This is a genomic window from Pseudomonas sp. NPDC099000 (assembly GCF_044759925.1).
Lineage (GTDB): Bacteria > Pseudomonadota > Gammaproteobacteria > Pseudomonadales > Pseudomonadaceae > Aquipseudomonas.
The window spans coordinates 1-18,339 of sequence record NZ_JBIWAF010000028.1 but is presented as its reverse complement, the minus strand read 5'-3'; the positions used below and the strand labels follow the sequence as shown (position 1 = coordinate 18,339).

Annotated in this window: 15 protein-coding genes and 1 tRNA gene; 5 read left to right on the top strand and 11 right to left on the bottom strand. The window is 59.4% G+C overall.

What is annotated here, in order from left to right; translation table 11 throughout:
- Window positions 1–107: 107 nt before the first annotated feature.
- Both ACIQV9_RS24200 and rimO read right to left on the bottom strand, forming a co-directional pair.
- Entirely contained in the window at window positions 108–581 is a 474-nt protein-coding gene (locus ACIQV9_RS24200; RefSeq protein ID WP_403106877.1) for an acetyltransferase, read from the bottom strand.
- Between the two features lie 113 nt (window positions 582–694).
- The gene (rimO, locus tag ACIQV9_RS24195; RefSeq protein WP_010462684.1) at window positions 695–2,032 is read right to left on the bottom strand and encodes a 30S ribosomal protein S12 methylthiotransferase RimO; all 1,338 of its coding nucleotides are present in this window, start codon (window positions 2,030–2,032) and stop codon (window positions 695–697) included.
- 290 nt (window positions 2,033–2,322) lie between these two features.
- On the opposite strand from rimO, the gene ACIQV9_RS24190 reads away from it, so the two are divergent.
- On the top strand, window positions 2,323–4,224 hold the full coding sequence (locus tag ACIQV9_RS24190; RefSeq protein WP_403106873.1) for a potassium transporter Kup: 1,902 nt from the start codon (window positions 2,323–2,325) through the stop codon (window positions 4,222–4,224).
- A 98-nt stretch (window positions 4,225–4,322) separates the two neighbouring features.
- Here ACIQV9_RS24190 and ACIQV9_RS24185 read toward each other — a convergent pair whose 3' ends face one another.
- The gene (locus tag ACIQV9_RS24185; RefSeq protein ID WP_403106870.1) at window positions 4,323–4,649 is read right to left on the bottom strand and encodes a DUF3077 domain-containing protein; all 327 of its coding nucleotides are present in this window, start codon (window positions 4,647–4,649) and stop codon (window positions 4,323–4,325) included.
- Between the two features lie 520 nt (window positions 4,650–5,169).
- Between ACIQV9_RS24185 and ACIQV9_RS24180 the strand changes: the two genes are divergently transcribed.
- Both ACIQV9_RS24180 and ACIQV9_RS24175 read left to right on the top strand, forming a co-directional pair.
- A complete protein-coding gene (locus ACIQV9_RS24180; protein ID WP_027925020.1) occupies window positions 5,170–5,460 on the top strand; it encodes a Phd-YefM in 291 nt (96 codons plus the stop codon).
- An 11-nt stretch (window positions 5,461–5,471) separates the two neighbouring features.
- Window positions 5,472–5,759: a type II toxin-antitoxin system RelE/ParE family toxin gene (locus ACIQV9_RS24175; protein WP_403106866.1), complete on the top strand. Its 288-nt coding sequence runs from the start codon at window positions 5,472–5,474 to the stop codon at window positions 5,757–5,759.
- Window positions 5,760–6,278: 519 nt separating this feature from the next.
- Here the strand turns inward: ACIQV9_RS24175 and ACIQV9_RS24170 are convergent.
- The 3 genes from ACIQV9_RS24170 to ACIQV9_RS24160 form a co-directional block, all read right to left on the bottom strand.
- Window positions 6,279–7,574: an AcvB/VirJ family lysyl-phosphatidylglycerol hydrolase gene (locus tag ACIQV9_RS24170; protein ID WP_403106864.1), complete on the bottom strand. Its 1,296-nt coding sequence runs from the start codon at window positions 7,572–7,574 to the stop codon at window positions 6,279–6,281.
- Window positions 7,574–10,216 carry a bifunctional lysylphosphatidylglycerol flippase/synthetase MprF gene (gene mprF / locus ACIQV9_RS24165; protein ID WP_403106861.1) on the bottom strand — a complete coding sequence of 881 codons (2,643 nt, stop codon included), beginning with the start codon at window positions 10,214–10,216 and terminating at the stop codon, window positions 7,574–7,576. Before mprF ends, ACIQV9_RS24170 begins: the two co-directional genes overlap by 1 nt.
- 278 nt (window positions 10,217–10,494) lie before the next feature.
- A tRNA-Met gene (locus ACIQV9_RS24160) sits at window positions 10,495–10,571 on the bottom strand.
- A gap of 301 nt (window positions 10,572–10,872) precedes the next feature.
- On the opposite strand from ACIQV9_RS24160, the gene dinB reads away from it, so the two are divergent.
- Entirely contained in the window at window positions 10,873–11,934 is a 1,062-nt protein-coding gene (gene dinB / locus ACIQV9_RS24155) for a DNA polymerase IV (protein ID WP_008153950.1), read from the top strand.
- 100 nt (window positions 11,935–12,034) lie between these two features.
- Here dinB and ACIQV9_RS24150 read toward each other — a convergent pair whose 3' ends face one another.
- The 4 genes from ACIQV9_RS24150 to ACIQV9_RS24135 all read right to left on the bottom strand — a co-directional run bounded on the left by ACIQV9_RS24150 (window position 12,035) and on the right by ACIQV9_RS24135 (window position 16,809).
- Entirely contained in the window at window positions 12,035–12,988 is a 954-nt protein-coding gene (locus tag ACIQV9_RS24150; RefSeq protein WP_403106857.1) for a hypothetical protein, read from the bottom strand.
- A gap of 17 nt (window positions 12,989–13,005) precedes the next feature.
- Window positions 13,006–14,721, bottom strand: coding sequence for a proline--tRNA ligase (locus ACIQV9_RS24145; protein ID WP_403106854.1), 1,716 nt, complete (start codon window positions 14,719–14,721; stop codon window positions 13,006–13,008).
- 130 nt (window positions 14,722–14,851) lie between these two features.
- Window positions 14,852–16,411, bottom strand: a complete 1,560-nt coding sequence (locus ACIQV9_RS24140; RefSeq protein ID WP_403106851.1) for an AmpG family muropeptide MFS transporter — start codon at window positions 16,409–16,411, stop codon at window positions 14,852–14,854.
- Window positions 16,412–16,455: 44 nt separating this feature from the next.
- Window positions 16,456–16,809: an MGMT family protein gene (locus tag ACIQV9_RS24135; RefSeq protein WP_403106848.1), complete on the bottom strand. Its 354-nt coding sequence runs from the start codon at window positions 16,807–16,809 to the stop codon at window positions 16,456–16,458.
- Window positions 16,810–16,972: 163 nt separating this feature from the next.
- Between ACIQV9_RS24135 and ACIQV9_RS24130 the strand changes: the two genes are divergently transcribed.
- On the top strand, window positions 16,973–17,980 hold the full coding sequence (locus tag ACIQV9_RS24130) for a DUF481 domain-containing protein (RefSeq protein ID WP_403106845.1): 1,008 nt from the start codon (window positions 16,973–16,975) through the stop codon (window positions 17,978–17,980).
- Window positions 17,981–18,091: 111 nt separating this feature from the next.
- Here ACIQV9_RS24130 and ACIQV9_RS24125 read toward each other — a convergent pair whose 3' ends face one another.
- A complete protein-coding gene (locus ACIQV9_RS24125) occupies window positions 18,092–18,301 on the bottom strand; it encodes a cold-shock protein (RefSeq protein ID WP_403106980.1) in 210 nt (69 codons plus the stop codon).
- Window positions 18,302–18,339: the final 38 nt, after the last annotated feature.

Genomic DNA, 18,339 nt, shown 5'->3' with positions numbered 1-18,339 from the left:
TTAATGTGGGAGCTGGCTTGCCTGCGATGCAGACGACGCGGTCTGTCTGTCGGAATGCAGTGATGCTATCGCAGGCAAGCCAGCTCCCACATGGGTTCTGTGGTGTGTCAGCCATGTTGTGAATGTTGCTGGTTTTGGCGCAAGCGCATGTGCAGCAGCGGATAAGGCTGGCCCATGCCATCGACTTCCGAACGGCCAATCACCTCGAAACCCTGCTTGAAGTAAAAACCCAGCGCCTGCGGGTTCTGCTCGTTGACGTCCAGTTCATCCGCGTTCAGGTGTTCCATGGCATAGCGCAGCAACTGCTTGCCTAAACCCTGGCCACGGTGTGCCGGGTCGATGAAGAGCATTTCGATCTTGCCCGCCGCCACCCCGGCAAACCCGGTGATGCGCTGGCGCGAGTCCTTGGTGCAGATCAGCATTACCGCGTCGAGGTAGCGGGTCAGTACCAGGTTCTTCAGCAATTCAATGTAGCTGTCCGGCAGAAAGTCATGGGTGGCGCGCACCGAGGCTTCCCAGACTTGCGTAAGTTCTTCGTAGTCGCTCTGTTTCGGCGTGTGGATGACCGAATGTTGGCGCATGGCCGGATGCCCCTTTTACCGTGGAATGTGCGAGTCCTTTCTCCCACAAAACGATAGACCTAAAAAAGCCCCGCATCTCGTCAAGAGAGCAGGGCTTTTCGTATTTTTTGCGTTTAGATCTGTTCAGCCCACAGGTCGTATTCGTCGGCGTCGGTCACTTTGCACCAGACTTTGTCGCCTGGCTTGAGGTTGCTGCCGTTGTCGATGAACACGTTGCCGTCGATTTCCGGGGCATCGAAGAAGCAGCGGCCAACAGCGCCTTGCTCGTCGACTTCGTCCACCAGCACTTCGATTTCACGGCCGACGCGCATTTGCAGGCGCGCCGAGCTGATGGCCTGTTGGTGCGCCATGAAGCGGTCCCAACGGTCTTGCTTGACGTCGTCCGGCACGATGGCCGCGTCCAGCAGGTTGGCCGGGGCGCCTTCGACCGGCGAGTACTGGAAGCAGCCGACGCGGTCGAGTTGGGCTTCGGTCAGCCAGTTCAGCAGGTATTGGAAGTCTTCTTCGGTTTCGCCGGGGAAGCCGACGATGAAGGTCGAGCGGATGATCAGGTCCGGGCAGATCTCGCGCCAGTTCTTGATCCGCGCCAGGGTCTTGTCTTCGAAGGCCGGACGTTTCATGGCTTTGAGGACTTTCGGGCTGGCGTGCTGGAACGGGATGTCCAGGTACGGCAGGATTTTCCCGGCGGCCATCAGCGGAATCAACTCGTCGACGTGCGGGTACGGGTAAACGTAGTGCAAGCGGACCCAGACGCCGAGGGTGCTCAGGGCTTCGCAGAGTTCGGTCATGCGGGTTTTCACCGGCGCGCCGTTCCAGAAACCGGTGCGGTATTTCACGTCGACGCCGTAAGCGCTGGTGTCTTGCGAGATCACCAACAGCTCTTTGACGCCGGCCTTGACCAGGCGCTGGGCTTCGTCGAGCACGTCACCGACCGGACGGCTGACCAGTTTGCCGCGCATCGACGGGATGATGCAGAAACTGCAGCTGTGGTTGCAGCCTTCGGAAATCTTCAGGTACGCGTAGTGGCGCGGGGTCAGCTTGATGCCTTGCGGCGGCACCAGGTCGATCAGCGGGTTGTGATCCTGGCGCGGTGGCACGGCGTCGTGCACGGCGTTGACCACTTGCTCGTACTGCTGCGGACCGGTCACGGCCAGTACGCTCGGGTGCACTTTACGAATGTTGCCTTCTTCGACGCCCATGCAGCCGGTCACGATGACCTTGCCGTTTTCCTTGATGGCTTCGCCGATCACTTCCAACGATTCAGCCTTGGCCGAGTCGATGAAACCGCAGGTGTTGACCACCACGACATCGGCGTCCTCGTAAGTGGACACGACGTCATAGCCTTCCATGCGCAGCTGGGTAAGGATGCGCTCGGAGTCGACCAGTGCTTTGGGGCAACCCAGGGATACGAAGCCAACCTTTGGATTGGCGGGCGCAGGAGTGGTGGACATGTCTAACCTCGGTATTTGTGACGCCTCCAGCCGAAGAAGGCAAGGCGACTGACGGGCGCTATGTTGCGCCTCTGGTCAAAAAGTGCGCAATTCTAGCGATGAGACGCGCACTTGACCAGCTTTATGCAGGGAAATACGACGAGTGCTGCGCTATGCTTCGCGCCGTTAGGCTTTACCGAATTTTTACAGTCAATAAAACGTCTGTAACGTCATGTAAAACAGCGCATGCTGCACGGCAAAGCATAGTGCTTCTTTATAAGAAGTCCGGGTCTGAGTAGTAGGAGTTTTGGATGGGGCAGGCAAGTAGTCAGGCGGCGGGTGCCGAGCATTCGGCGGCAAAGCCGATCGGCATGCTGGTCGCGGCGGTCGGGGTGGTTTACGGCGATATCGGCACGAGCCCGCTGTACACCCTTAAAGAGGTGTTCTCCGGCCACTATGGGGTACCGGTCAATCATGACGGGGTCTTCGGGATTCTGGCGCTGATCTTCTGGTCGTTGATCTGGGTCGTTTCGATCAAGTACGTGCTGTTCGTGCTGCGTGCCGACAACCAGGGCGAAGGCGGGATCATGGCTTTGACCGCCCTCGCTCGGCGGGCTGCGGCCGGGCATCCGAAGTTGCGCACGTTGCTGGTGGTCTGCGGGCTGATCGGCGCGGCGCTGTTCTATGGCGACAGCATGATCACTCCTGCGATTTCCGTTCTTTCGGCGATTGAGGGGCTGGGGCTGGCGTTTGACGGCATCGACCATTGGGTGGTGCCGCTGTCGTTGGTCGTGCTGGTGGCGCTGTTCCTGATTCAACGTCACGGCACCGCGCGGATCGGCATTCTGTTCGGGCCGATCATGGTGACCTGGTTTGTCGTGCTGGGGGCGCTGGGTGTCTACGGCATCATGCAGCACCCGGAAGTGTTGCAAGCGATGAACCCGATCTGGGGCGTGCGTTTCTTCATCGTTCACCCGGGCATGGGCGTGGCGATTCTTGGCGCGGTGGTGCTGGCGCTGACCGGTGCCGAAGCGCTGTACGCCGACATGGGCCACTTCGGTCGCAAGCCGATCGCACGCGCCTGGTTCATCCTTGTTCTGCCGGCGCTGGTGCTGAACTACTTCGGCCAAGGCGCGTTGCTGCTCGGTGATCCGGAAGCCGCTCGCAACCCGTTCTACTTATTGGCTCCGAGCTGGGCGCTGATTCCGTTGGTGGGGTTGTCGACCCTGGCCACGGTCATTGCTTCTCAGGCGGTGATTTCCGGTGCGTTCTCCCTGACTCGTCAGGCGATTCAGCTCGGTTACATACCGCGCATGCACATCCAGCACACCTCCAGTGCCGAGCAGGGCCAGATCTACATCGGCGCGGTGAACTGGGCGCTGATGGTCGGCGTCATCCTGTTGGTGCTGGGCTTCGAGTCCTCCAGCGAGCTGGCTGCGGCTTACGGCGTGGCCGTGACGGGCACGATGCTGATGACCACCATTCTGGTGTCGGCGGTGATATTGCTGCTGTGGAAATGGCCTCCGTTCCTCGCGGTTCCGCTGTTGCTGGGTTTCCTGTTGGTAGACGGTCTGTACTTTGCTGCCAACGTGCCGAAAATCATTCAGGGCGGGGCCTTCCCGGTCATTGCCGGTATCGTGCTGTTCGTGCTGATGACCACCTGGAAGCGCGGCAAGCAACTGCTGGTCGAGCGCATGGACGAAGGTGGGCTGCCCCTGCCGATTTTCATTGGCAGCATCCGCGTGCAACCGCCGCATCGGGTCCAGGGCACTGCGGTGTTCCTCACTGCGCGCCCAGACGCTGTGCCCCACGCGCTATTGCACAACCTGCTGCATAACCAGGTGTTGCACGAGCAAGTGGTGCTGCTGACCGTGGTCTACGAAGACATCCCGCGAGTGCCGCCGACACGGCGCTTCGAGGTTGAGTCCCACGGCGAAGGGTTCTTCCGGGTGATCCTGCACTTTGGCTTCGTCGACGAACCGGACGTACCGCAAGCACTGAAACTGTGTCACCTCGATGACCTGGACTTCAGCCCGATGCGCACCACCTACTTCCTCAGCCGCGAGACGGTGATCGCCTCCAAACTCGAAGGCATGGCCCGCTGGCGAGAGGGGTTGTTTGCTTTCATGCTGAAGAATGCCAATGGCAATTTGCGGTTCTTTAATCTGCCGCTGAACCGGGTGATTGAGTTGGGGACGCAGGTCGAGATGTAAGCCCCCATTGAAAAGCCCCCGTTGCCATGAAGGCAGCGGGGGCTTTTTTGTGCCCGTTGATCCGAGTTCACTGACAATCCCACAGGGGATCTGCGGTGTTACTGGCTTTCGGGCAGGTCTTCTTCTGATTCGGTCTTCGTCCGGGCCGGTCGCGGTGTCAGCACCTTCACCACATCATCAATCACGGCCTTGCCCATCGCCGTCAGATAGTGCGCGGCCCAGGCGTGGCGATCGGTGTCTCTTGCGTAGGCGGCATCCTCGGCGAATGATTTGCCGAGGAACAGCAGGTCAGAGGCTTGTGACAAGGCAGCAACGATGGGGACGCCGGCGCGGACGTTAAATAGCGCCTGATCCGGGCAGTAGATGAGTGGGGTGTAGCCTATGGTTTTTAAATCTGAAATCGCGGAAGCATCAATTTTAGTCATAGTCAAAAATCCTAGTTGAGGAGCTGGCTCATTCGTTTCCAAGCGAATGGGTGACAGCTGTACGCAGGTTGGAAAACCGGGAACTAGGAAACCGGCACGCCCGAGGGCGTCCCACGCACAGCTGCCATAACTCATGATCACAAAAAACGCATGCAATCATGACGGGCGCGCTGTTGCGGCTAGTATCCGACGGGTTTCCAAGCCCGATCGCTGAAAGGTCAGCGACGTCCGGAGAGTATCCCGTCGAAGAAAAACGCAACAAGGCGGCAAAGTGCCCAAACGCGAGATTCGGAGTTTGCCTACAAGGTCCGCGGGCGTCATCCGATATTGCGACACCAGAAGTAAACGAAACTGAACGTGGAGAGAGCGTTTATACGTCGATCGGCTCATGTTTTTGTCGGCACGAAAAACGCGGGTTGACGAATTCGCGTTTTTTGCAGCTTGCGGTATGTCGAATCAAGCGCAATACTCTGCGTAGAACTGTGTGTTCAAATTTGCATGATTGTGTAGAGAGGTGAGTATGACGGCATTACTGGAACGTGCTGACCAAGCGATTTCGGTGACTGCGATGGTCAGGGGGTTTAGTGCGAGGCTAAAGGAGATTTCCAGCCGAGCCACCGAGCGGCTGGTCATTTTCAAAGATAACCAACCCGCAGCGGTCATTATCAATGTCGATGCGTATCAGGAAATGCTCGACGAGCTTGAGGACCTTCGGGTTGAAGCGGCGGCTCGAGAGCGACTGATCGGTTTTGATCAGGCCAAGGCTGTCAGCCACGACGATATGCGGGCGCGGTACGCCAAGAAAGACTAAAGGAGCTGTGGATGGTTTGGGGCGTTATCTATCATCCGGAGGTTCAGAAGGATCTGGATCTGCTGGGAGCTGTGGCGGCGAACCGCATTCTTGATGTTATCGAAGAGCGGATTATCAATGGTGAGCCGGACAAGAGCGGCAAGCCCCTGAGAGCCAGTCTTGCGGGCTGTAGACGGATCCGGACAGGCGACATGCGAATTGTTTATAGCGTCGATGGCAAGGCCATTCAGGTATTGATCGTCGCAGTCGGGGCCCGACGTGACGAAGAGGTCTATGACGCCGCAGAGCGTCGCCTATAGTAGAAAGCCCCCGTTGCCGTGAAGGTAGCGGGGGCTTTTTTTGTGTTCGGTGATTTTGAATCCACTGACCATCCCTGTGTGCGAGCTTGCTCGCGATAGCGGTCTGTCAGTCGACATCAATGGTGACTTCTCGTCCGTCATCGCGAGCAAGCTCGCTCCCACAGAGGAACGGCGGTGTTATTTGCTCGTTCAGGCAGTTCTTCTTCAGGTTCGTTCTTTGTCTCGGCTGGTCGCGCGATCAGGACCTATCGAACGGTCTTGACGGCTCGATATTTCCAATGAAAAAAGTGTCCACGTTTTATGGAATGTGGACACTTGGAGTTTCTAGCTTGATGAAGAGTCAAGACATTTTGCTTTTGTTCACCAGCCTGCACGCCCAAGAAAAAACGGTTTAGGGAAAATGGAATCTGAGTAGAATTCGACATAACGTTCGGCTAGCTGGAAGCGCTTCATCTGCACATGTAAAAAAGCCCCCGCAACCAAACGGCTGCGGGGGCTTTTTCGTGGGCGGGCCTCAGATCACTCCTGAGCCGTCTCACCCTTGGCCTGGCGCTTCTCGATGATGTCCACCAAGCGCTTTGCCAGCGCCGGGTAGTTCTCATCAAAGTGATGGCCGCCAGGCAGTTTCATCGCTTCGCCCACGGCGGTCTTGTCGGTGCAGCCGCTTTCGTCGACTTCTTCTTCACCGTAGATGCACACCACTTTCTCCGGCGGCAGCTTGGCCATTTCCGGGCCGGTGGCGGCTTCTTTGCCGGCGTTGCCGAGCCAGCCTTCGACTTCGATTTCGAAGCTGCCGGTACGGGCGAAGGCGAGCAGGATGATGGCGTCGACGCGTTGCTGTTCCGCGGGTTCCAGGCGGTTGTAGATCGCCGGCAGGACGTCGGCGCCGAACGAGTAACCGGTCAGGATGAAGCGCTTGGTGCCCCATTTCTGCCGGTAGTGTTGCATCAGCTCGGCGAGGTCCAGAGCGCTTTGCTCCGGGCTTTTGTGCTGCCAGTAGTAGCGCAGGGTGTCGATGCCGACCACCGGGTAGCCGATCTTGGCCATCTCGCCCGCGACGTCGCGGTCCAGGTCACGCCAGCCGCCGTCACCGGACAGGAACAGGGTCACGGTGTCCTTGGCTTGCCCGGCCGGGACTTCGACCACCGGAATCTGCAAGCCACCGGCCGCTTTATCGCCACCAACGAGGAGCTTGCGCAGTTCGTTGTTCAGCACTTGCGGCAGGTTGATGTCGTAGTCGCTGATGCTGGTTTCGGCGTTGGGTTGGTCGCGCACGAAGCCGGCGCTGGTGTCGTCCGGGTTGTCGTTCCAGGCCACCAGCCAGTGACCGTGAACGGCGCTTTTCGGTAGCAGGTGGGTGCATCCGGGTTTTTCCAGAGCCAGGTCGACGGAGACGGCCTGGGCCTTGTCGTCCTTCTGCTCGGACAACCAGCGCCACGCCAGCACCGCGCCAGGGCCGATGCCGCTGACCAGGGTCGCCGGGCCATTGAGTTCTCGCAGGCCCGATTGCAGGGCGCGACTTTGCAGCAGGCAGTCCTTGGGCAGGATCACCTGAACAATCTGCGCCGAGCCGCTGCGGCTCAGGGTCATCAATTGTTTGTCGCTGAGTTTCTGGTCTTCGGTGACCGCCACCAGCACCTGGGCGCGTGGCGTGTTGCCAGGGATGACGCGGGTCATCGCGGCGCCATCGGCCGGTGTCAGCTGTTCGAGGGTCGGTTCGGGGGCCGGGCGTTTCAGGTACCAGAAACCGCCACCGAGAATCAGGGCCAACACGACCAGCGTGCCCAGTACGTACCGCAAGGAGCGTTGAATCATCAGCGTTTCACCAATCCAGTCAAGCCGCCTGCAATCAGGGCAGCAGTATCGGCCAGGGCAACCAGCGGATCGAGTCCGGCGGGCACGGCCATATAACGGGGTTCCCAGTCAGGCTGGAATTTGTCTTTGAAGCGGCGCAAGCCTTGGAAGTTGTAGAGCTGCTCACCACGGCGGAAAACCATCGAGCCCAGACGCTGGGTCAGCGGTGCGCCACGCCGGGGTTGCAACCCCGACAGCGGCACCATGCCCAGGCTGAAACGCGCGTATCCATGATTTTTATAATGTTGAATCAGGCCGACCATCATGAACTCCATGGTCAGCTTGGGGGCGTCCGGGTGTGCGCGCATCAGGTCGAGGCTGGCCAGGTCATGGCCGTAAGTCTCGAGCAGGTTGGCGAACGCCACCGGGCGCCCTTCGAAACGGATCACCGCGACGCGGAAATGCTTGAGGTAGTCATCGCTGAAACGCCCGAGCGAGAAGCCTTTCTCGCGCACGTTCTTGCCGGTCAGCCACGCATCCGAAATCACCTTGAGCTCATCCATCGGCGCATGGCCTGGCTCAAAGATTTCCAACGACAGGCCATCGCGAGTGCCGCGGTTCCAGGTGTAGCGCAGATCTTTCATCTCTTTGCCCTTGGCTTCGAGATCAAAGCGCTGCAGATCGACCCGGGCTTCTTCGCCGAGCTTGATCGCGGTCAGGCCGATGTCCATGTAGTACGGCAGGTTCTCGGCGCGCACTTGATAGAACACGGGGCGGGCGTGGTGGATGTCGCAGAGGTCGCGGAACTGCCAGATCATTTCCGCCCGTTGCTGGGTCGGGCCGATCGGGTCGTACAAGGCCACCAGGCTGCGGCCACGGCGGGCGTACATCAGGAACGCTTCGTCGTTGGGGTGAAACAGCAGCGCCTTGTCACCGGTCAGGGCCAGGCCACCGTCCGGTTGCGCGGAAGCCATCAGGATTTTTACCGCACGGTCCAGCTCGTCAGGCGCCGGCAGGTGAATCACCGGGCGCGCGGTGCGCAGCAGCCAGGTCAGCGACACGACCACCAGCAGAACGGCGGCGCCCAACAATGAGCGCAAGCCGCGCGGGGCGTCGGCGTCGAGGGTGAACTGCCACCAGAGTTGATGGCTGTAGGGAACGTCCTGATAGGCGAACAGCAGCAACCATATCGAGGCGCCGAGCACGCACAGACTCGACACCAGATACAGCGGCGAGAACGGCAATTCAGTGAGGCGGCTCGGGCGATAGAACGAGCGCCGGAACACCCCGAGCAGGCTCGCCGTCAGGGTCATCAGGCAGGCTTCTTCCCAGTCAAAGCCCTTGAGCAGAGAGAGCAGGGCGCCGACCAGCAATAGAATGGTGGTCAGCATCCACGCGGCGGACAACCGACGACGCAAGCCTTGGGCCAGCAGCAGGCACAGCACGCCGACCAGGCTGGCACCGAAGTGCGAGGCGTCGACCAGGCGGTGCGGAATCAGAAAGCCGATGTGTTCCAGGCGGGTGTCGATTTCCGGGGTTACGCCGGAGAACAGCAGCACCACACCGGACAGGAACACCAGCACCGCCAGAATCGGCGCGGCCAGACCAGACGCCACCCGCAGGGACTGGCGAGACTGAAACAGGCGCTGGCCTTCGTTGATCAGCAGGAGCACACACGCCACCAGCAGCGGCAGCACGACATAGATCAGGCGATAGAGCAGCAGCGCGGCGGCCAGTGGAGCGGCGCCGAGAGTGTCAGCGAAGGCGGCCAACAGAATGGCTTCAAATACACCGACGCCGCCGGGCACATGGCTGAGCACGCCGGCGGCCAGAGCCAGCAGGTACACCAGCAGGAACGCACCGAAGGGCGGCGCTTCCGGCAGCAACAGATAGAGCACGGTCGCGGCGGCGGCCACGTCCAGGGCGGTGATGATCAGTTGCAGGAAAGTCAGGCGGCGGCCGGGGAGGCGCAAGGTACGGCGCCCGACCTTGACCAGCAGATTGTCCGGGGAAGGCTGTTCCGGAAGGCGACGGCGGTAGATGCCGATGGCCAATACGCTGAACAGCAGCAAAACCGCGGCGGCAACGACCCCCAGCAAACCCTCGGACAATCCCAGGGCCGCCGAGGCGGCAGGCAGGTTGCTGAGGGTCGCCAGGGCGGCCAGCGGTGGCAGCGCACAGCCGAGCGAGAGGCTGGCGAACAACGTCATGTGAGCGACTTCAGAAGCGCCCAGGCCATGACGTGCATATAAACGGTAACGAACCGAGCCCCCCGAGAGCATCGAAAGACCGATGGCGTTGCCGATGGCAAATGCGGTGAAGCCGCCCAGCGCGAGAGTTCGCGGCGCCAGTGTCACGCCCGCATAGCGGCTGGCGGACCATTCGTACCCCAGCAGAATGATGAAGCCGGTGACGGTCGCCGCCAGTGCGCCCAGCAGTGCCGGTTTCGGTACTTCCAGAATCGAGTCATGCAAAGCGTAAAGATCGAGTTCGCTCAGCAGATGACGACAGGCAATCAGCGCGATAGCGAACAACAGCAGGGTGACAGCCAAGCCGATGGGCTGACGGTACTTGCTGACCAGATCCAGCAAGCGCAAACGCTCGGCCTTGATCGGTTGTGTCGCTGTGACGGTGTCTTGTGGATCAGACGAGTTGGCGCGCATCAATCACCTCTTGGATTGTGCGCGACAGGATGGGGGTATCCAGCCAAGTTACCAATCCCTGTAGAAAAAAATAATCACAAATATTAACGCCTCTCACCGGGAAGCGGCGATGGCATGTCATGGGTCGTAGAGGGTTCTGTCTGCGATTCAGCATTGTCTGAACTCACAGCATTGAAGATCCGGAACGCTTCACTACACAGTGACAGGTCATTGTTGCGAAAGGACTTTTTCAACAGATACAAAAAAGGCCACTCTTTCGAGTAGCCTTTTTTGATGTTTGGTTGCGGGAGCCGGATTTGAACCGACGACCTTCGGGTTATGAGCCCGACGAGCTACCAGACTGCTCCATCCCGCGTCTGTGTGTCGGCATTCTACAGAGGATCGCCGGGCTGTCAACCGTCAATCCGGATAAAACCTGTTCTGGTTCAATCGCTTAGCGGGAAGGTGGGGCAGGGTGATCGTCTGCGAGGCAGGTGTGGCAAGGCTTGCAGCTCTATCAGGTGGCGCTTTTCGATTGAGAAAATAAATTCACCGGTTACTTTTCCTACCGGGGGAGAGGAACATTCAGACTACTGGTGCTATATACAGGTGTCAGTGAGATACTGCCGATCCGACACGCCAATACGCCATTTCTTCACCATGAACACCGCTTTTATATGACCCAGCGAAAAATCATCCACGTCGATTGTGACTGTTTCTACGCTGCCATCGAGATGCGTGACGACCCGCGCCTGGCAGGTAAGCCTCTGGCGGTGGGTGGTTCGGCGGATCGGCGTGGGGTGATCGCCACTTGTAACTATGAAGCGCGGGCCTACGGCGTGCGCTCGGCGATGTCTTCGGGGCATGCCCTGAAGCTGTGCCCGGATCTGACCATCGTCAAGCCGCGCATGGACGCCTATAGAGAAGCGTCGAAGGAAATTCATACGATCTTTCGCGATTACACCGACCTGATCGAGCCGCTTTCCCTCGACGAGGCTTACCTCGACGTGTCGGACAGTGCGCATTTCGGTGGCAGCGCCACGCGCATCGCCCAGGACATTCGCCGCCGAGTCTCCAATCAGTTGCACATCACAGTCTCGGCCGGCGTGGCGCCGAACAAGTTTCTGGCCAAGATCGCCAGTGACTGGAAGAAACCCAACGGTTTGTTTGTGATCACGCCGGACCAGGTCGAGGACTTTGTCAGCGGTTTGCCCGTCAGCAAGTTGCACGGCGTTGGCAAAGTGACCGCTGACAAGCTGGGCAGGCTCGGCATTGTCGATTGCTCGCATTTACGCGAGTGGGACAAGTTGGCGCTGGTGCGTGAATTCGGCAGCTTCGGCGAGCGACTCTGGAGCCTGGCCCGTGGGATTGATGACCGTTTGGTGCACAACGACAGCCGTCGGCAGTCAATCAGTGTCGAAAACACTTACGACGTGGACCTGCCGGATCTGGTCAGTTGTCTGGATAAATTACCCGAGCTGCTGGAAACCCTGGCGGGCCGCATGGCGCGGATCGACAGCAGCTACAGGCCGGGCAAGCCCTTCGTCAAAGTGAAGTTTCATGATTTTACCCAGACGACGCTGGAACAGGCCGGGGCAGGGCGGGATTTGGGCAGTTATCAGTTGTTGCTGACCCAGGCGTTCAATCGCGGCGGGAAACCGGTGCGGTTGTTGGGGATTGGTGTGCGGCTGGAGGATTTGCGGGGTGGGTTTGAGCAGATGGAGTTGTTTGAGCGGTAGATTTGCGGTGAATGCGGTGGCCTCTTCGCGGGCAAGCCTCGCTCCTACAGGTAACGCATATTCCTTGTAGGAGCGAGGCTTGCTCGCGAAGCTTTTGCCTTTAATTCGGTCCCGGATCGGCCACCAGTCGCCCGGCATCCTTGGTCAACGACTTGAGGAATTCGGTCTGCAGCTCTGGATCGTTGCGGGTCAGTTCGATCAGGCTTTGTTCCAGCTCGCTGGCTTCTTCTTCAAGTCCCAGTTCCGACAGGCGCTTGACCCGGTGTACCCACTGGCTCACTTCGTCGTCTTCGAGGTCGTCATAAATCAGGCCATGCGCTTCGAGCAACTTGCCGCGCAATGAACGGCTGACCGCCAGGGACGAGTCGGTGTGCACATCGTCCTGGCCGTCTTCGACGCTGATCAGCAGTCGGCTCAGATGATTGATGTCATGTTCGGCGAACGGGCTGTCCAGCAGGTTCAGGCGCAGAACACCGTTTTTGTCGGTGCTCAGCTCGAACGTTTCCTTGCCGGCTTTCACCACCACCGGGCGCTCGCTCCACGGCAAGCTCGAGTATTCGGTGCGCTTGTCGAGCTGGATTTCGTCGATACCCGCCAGGTTTTGCTGCGCCCGACCGTTGGACTGCACGTTCATGAGCGGGTTGAGCCCGGCAAAACCGTAGCTCAGCCAATCCTTGGTTACGCTGTCCGGCAGGTTGCCGAGGGTGAACACGTTGACCACATTCGCACCGACACCGCCGACCACTGCCACCGCGCCCAGCGGGATCTCGTAGACCTCCCGCCAGGGTTGGTAAGGCGTGTAGCGATCGTAGTGACGCGTGACTTCGAACTCGGTGACTTCGAACGTTTTCTGCTCGTGGATTTTCACCCGCCGCTGCGGCAACTCAAGCACCTTGGGCTCGCCGACGTCGATCTGCAGGCTGTGATCGAGCAATTTGCGCTCGACACGCTCCTCGTGCTCACTGCGTTGGGACATGTGATTGGCGCAGCCGCTGACCAGCAAGGTGCCGCACAGGGCGGCACCACCGAGGCCTAAGGTGTTTCGCTTGAACATGACTTCTCTATCTGGTGTCAGCGGCGGATACGGGCCTGGAGGAAAGACAGCACGTCAGCAACCGGCAGCGCTTGCGCTTCAGGTTCGGTACGGCTCTTGTATTCCAGATTGCCTTCGGCGAGGCCGCGGTCACTGACCACGATCCGGTGAGGAATGCCGATCAGCTCCATGTCCGCGAACTTGATGCCCGGGCTGGTTTTCTTGTCGCGATCGTCCAGCAGTACTTCGAAGCCGGCGGCAGTCAGTTCTGCGTACAGCTTGTCGGTGGCTTCGCGAACCTGTTCGGTCTCGTAGCGCAATGGCACCAGGGCGACCTGGAATGGCGCCAGTGTGTCGCTCCAGATGATCCCGTTGGCGTCGTTGTTCTGCTCGATGGCCGCAGCCACCACGCGGGAAACACCGATGCCGTAGCAACCCATTTCCAGGGTGACCGGCTTGCCGTTCTCGCCCAGCACTTCGCACTTCATCGCCTTGCTGTACTTGTTGCCCAGCTGGAAGATATGCCCGACTTCGATGCCACGCTTGATTTCCAGGGTGCCCTTGCCATCCGGGCTTGGGTCGCCGGCGACAACGTTACGCAGATCGGCAACGGTTGGAACTGGCAGATCACGCTCCCAGTTCACGCCGAAGTAGTGCTTGTCGTCGATGTTCGCACCGATGCCGAAGTCGCTCATCAGTTCGACGGAACGGTCGATGATGATCGGCAGTGGCAGGTTCAGCGGGCCGAGGGAGCCGGCGCCGGCGCCAATGGCGTCGCGCAGTTCGCTTTCGGAAGCCATGACCAGCGGGCTGGCAACGCCTGGCTGATTGCCGGCCTTGATTTCGTTCAACTCATGGTCGCCACGGATAATCAGGGCAATCAGCTTGCCTTGCTCTTCGGCGTGAACCACCAGGGTCTTGATGGTCTTTTCGATCGGCAGGTTGAAGCCTTCGACCAGTTGCGCAATGGTCTTGGCGTTCGGCGTGTCGACCAGGCGCAGTTCTTCAGTCGGCGCCGCACGGGAAGTTTCACGCGGTACGGCTTCGGCTTTCTCGATGTTCGCGGCGTAGTCGGAACCGTTGCTGAAGACGATATCGTCTTCGCCGGACTCGGCCAGTACGTGGAACTCGTGGGAGCCGGCGCCGCCGATGGAGCCGTTGTCGGCTTCTACAGGGCGGAACTTCAGGCCCAGACGGGTAAACACGTTGCAGTACGCCTTGTGCATGCGGTCGTAGGTGATCTGCAGCGAAGGCTGATCAGCGTGGAACGAATAGGCGTCTTTCATGATGAATTCACGGCCGCGCATCAAACCGAAGCGTGGGCGGATTTCGTCACGGAACTTGGTCTGGATCTGATACAGGTTGATCGGCAGCTGTTTGTAGCTGCTCAACTCGTTGCGCATCAGGTCGGTGATCACTTCTTCGTGGGTCGGGCCGGCGCAGAAGTCGCGACCGTGGCGATCCTTGAAGCGCAGCAATTCAGGGCCGTATTCTTCCCAGCGACCGGATTCCTGCCACAGCTCAGCCGGTTGGGTGCTCGGCATCAACACTTCGAGAGAGCCCGCGGCGTTCATTTCTTCACGAACGACGGCTTCGACCTTGCGCATCACTCGCAAGCCCATCGGCAGCCAGGTGTAGAGGCCCGAGGCGAGTTTGCGGATCATGCCGGCGCGCAGCATCAGCTGATGGCTGATGACGACCGCGTCGGAAGGCGTTTCTTTCTGTGTGGCGAGCAAAAATTGACTGGTGCGCATGGTTGGCCGTTGTCGGTTGCTGATGACGAGAAATGACGGAGCATTGTACGGGCGAGATCCGCTGGCGTACAGGCGTGCGGTCGGCGGTGTGGCACGAGGGCGGGAATCGTCGCGCCCTCTGCGAAATGTCCTACGATTCTTCCGCGACCTGGGTCGGCACCGGTTCGGGTGTCGGCGTCGGACCTGCGCGGCGGCTCTCCTGGAACCAGTGCAGGGCGATCAACAGCAGGGTCGGAACACCCAACAACGCCGTGATCAGGAAGAAGTTGTGGTAACCGAATTTTTCCACCATGACCCCTGAATAACCGCCGATCAGGCGCGGCAGCAGGAGCATGATCGAGCTGAGCAGGGCGTACTGGGTAGCCGAGAATTTGAGGTTGGTCAGGCTCGACAGGTAAGCGACGAACGCCGACGTCGCCAGGCCCGAGCTGAAGTTGTCCAGGGAAATGGTCAGGATCAGCATGTTCAGGTTGGCGCCCATGCCGGCGAGCATCAGGAACAGCAGGTTGGTGCCGGCCGACGCAATGCCGCCGATCAGCAGAATCGGGAGGATGCCGAAACGCACGATCAGCAGGCCGCCCATGCCGGCGCCGACCAGGGTCATGATCAGGCCGAAAATTTTGCTGACGCTGGCGATCTGATCCTTGGTGAAGCCCTGGTCTATATAGAACACGTTGGCCATCACGCCCATGACCGTATCGGACATGCGGTAGGTGGCGATCAACCCGAGCAACAGGAACGCCTGCCAGCGGTAACGCAGAATGAAGTCGTTGATTGGCGTCAACACCGGCGCCAGGCCACGGCGACCCATGGCCGACAGGCACATAAACGTGAGCGTGGTGTAGAGGATGGCCCGCAGTAAGGCGCGGTCTTCGAGCAGCAGGTCGAGCGGGCTCACGCCTTCGAACAGCACGCTGGCGAAGTCGGTGTTGTAGAGCTGGGTAAACATGGCTGGCACGGACACCAGCAGCACGATCAGCACGAACACCGACATCAGTTGATGCATAAAGCTGTAGCGGCCGGCTTGAAGTTGAGTGCGCAGGGGCACGGGCGGTTCGCGCATGAACAGCGTGGTCAGCAGCGCCGGGACCATCAATGCCCCAAACAGCACGTAGGTGCCGGCCCAGGCCGAATGCTTGTAGTTGAAACCGGTGGAGCCGAAGCCTTCGGCGAAGAACAGCGCGCCAGCCGTCGCCAGCAGGGCGGCGATCCGATAGCCAGACATGTAGCTGGCAGCGAGAGCCGCCTGGCGAGTGTCGTCGGCGATTTCCAGGCGATAGGCGTCAACGGCAATGTCTTGCGTCGCCGAGGCGAAGGCGACGACCACGGCGATGGCGATCAACCAGGACAAATGCTTTTGCGGGTCGCAGAAACCCATCCCGATCAGGCCGAGGATCACCAGCGCCTGGGACAGCACCAGCCAGGAGCGTCGTCGACCGAGTTTGCCGAGAAATGGCAGGCGCCATTGGTCGAGCAGCGGGGACCAGACCCATTTAAAGGCATAGGCCAAGCCGATCAGACTTGCATAACCGATGGTTTCGCGGGCCACACCGGCCTCACGCAGCCAGACGGAAAGCGTCGAAAACACCAGCATATAGGGCAGGCCGGCGGCGAAACCAAGCAACAACAACACAAGCGTCGAGGGGCTGGCATAGGCGGCGAGCGCGGCGCGCCAGGTTTTACGGGGCATGGGTTGGAGTCTGCCTCAAGAATTACGGAAACAAAGCGCGCACTCTAACCGCTGTGCTCTACCGGGCGCCAGCCATGGCGCTGAATATCAACACGATTGTTCAGGATACTGACGCCTTCGGAGCGCAATCGTGCGCGCTGCTCATCCCCTGAAGGACTGCCCATGGGCAGGCTGATCCGACCGCCGGCACCGAGCACGCGGTGCCACGGCAATTTGGTGTCGCCCGGCAGTTGGCTCAATGTGCGTCCCACCCAGCGCGCAGCGCGGCCCAGTCCTGCCAGCTCGGCGAGTTGACCATAGCTCACCACTTTGCCTTCGGGTACTTGCGCGAGGGTCAAGTAGAGCGCCGTGCGTCGGATTTGCGCCGCACTTTCGGTTTCAACGGTTGGGTCGGTCACGTCCGTGGTTCCTGAAAAAGGTCGCCTTACCGTTTGTAGAGTAAGTCGTGGATTGGCAATTGAGAAATGAACTCAATAGAAATAGTCGGGTCAGTCCTTGCTAGGGTCTTATTCTCAGGGATAATGCCGACTTTTTTTCGCAAACTTGAGCCTGTACTTGCTTATGGTGTCCAGAACCCTGCTGTGCCTTGCTGTCATGAGTGCCTCCACGCCGTTGCTCGCTGATACCGTCTGGTTGAAGAACGGTGACAAATTGAGCGGCAAGATCACGCTGTTCGATGGCGGTAAATTGCTGATCCAGACCGAGTATGCCGGTGCGGTCCCGATCGACTGGAAACAGGTCAAGACCCTGGAAAGTGATCAGGAGTTGCTGGTCAAGCAGGATGCCTACACCGGTGAGAAGGCCAAGTCACTGCATGCGGCAGACGACGGCAAGGTGACGCTGGAAAACGGCGAGGTGCCCAAGACGGTCGAGTTGGCCAGTATCCAGCAGATCCTCAAGCCCAAGCCGGTGGTCGAAGACCTGGTGTGGAAGGGGAATATCGACGCTGCGCTGGATTACCAGCGGGCGGAAAAAGATACCGATGACTACGACATCGACTTCAAGACCACTGCGCGCCATGGCAGATGGCGGCATATCGCCGAAGGCGAGTACAACCGCGAGTTCCAGGATGACGTGGTCACTACCGACAACTGGCGGGGCGAATACTCGCTCGACCGCTTCCTGACCGAGAAATGGTTCTGGCAAGGTCGTGCGGTCTATAAACGTGACAAGGTTGAAGATCTCTCCCGTCAGCGCACCGTCGGTACCGGTCCGGGTTACCAGTTCTGGGATAACGAGCTGGGCGCATTCTCCCTGGGCTCGCTGGTCAACCGCACGGACTATCAGTTCTCCGACGGCAGCAAGGAAAACTTCTATTCCCTGGCGATGAAGTGGGACTACAACCGTTACCTGATCGGCAAGAGCGTGGAGTTCTTCACCAATGGCGAAGTGGGCAAGCCGTTGTCGGGCGTAGCTGATTACGCGCTCGATGCTGAAATGGGCTTGCGCTACAAGGTTACCGAGTGGGCGTCGCTTAACCTCAAGGCCGAGCGAGATGTCATCAGCGGCACCGACGATGCTGATCTGGACAAGACCCGCTACACCGCAGGGTTTGGCGTGGCCTGGTAAGGCATTAAAAAATCGCAGCCACCTGGCTGCGATTTTTTTTGCCTGCAAAACACACAGGCACAAAAAAGCCCCGCTTTTGAGGGCGGGGCTTTTTACTAAAGCAAGTACAAGTTAGATAACTTGAACTTCTTCAGCTTGCATGCCTTTCTGACCGCGGGTAGCGATGAAAGAAACCTGTTGGCCTTCTTTCAGGCTTTTGAAGCCGTCGGATTGGATAGCTTTGAAGTGAACGAACAGGTCGTCACCGGATTGTGGAGTGATGAAGCCGAAGCCTTTTTCATCGTTGAACCACTTAACGGTACCCGTTGGGCGATTAGACAGGGTGTACCTCCTTGCACCAAGATCACTGCGACGCAGGA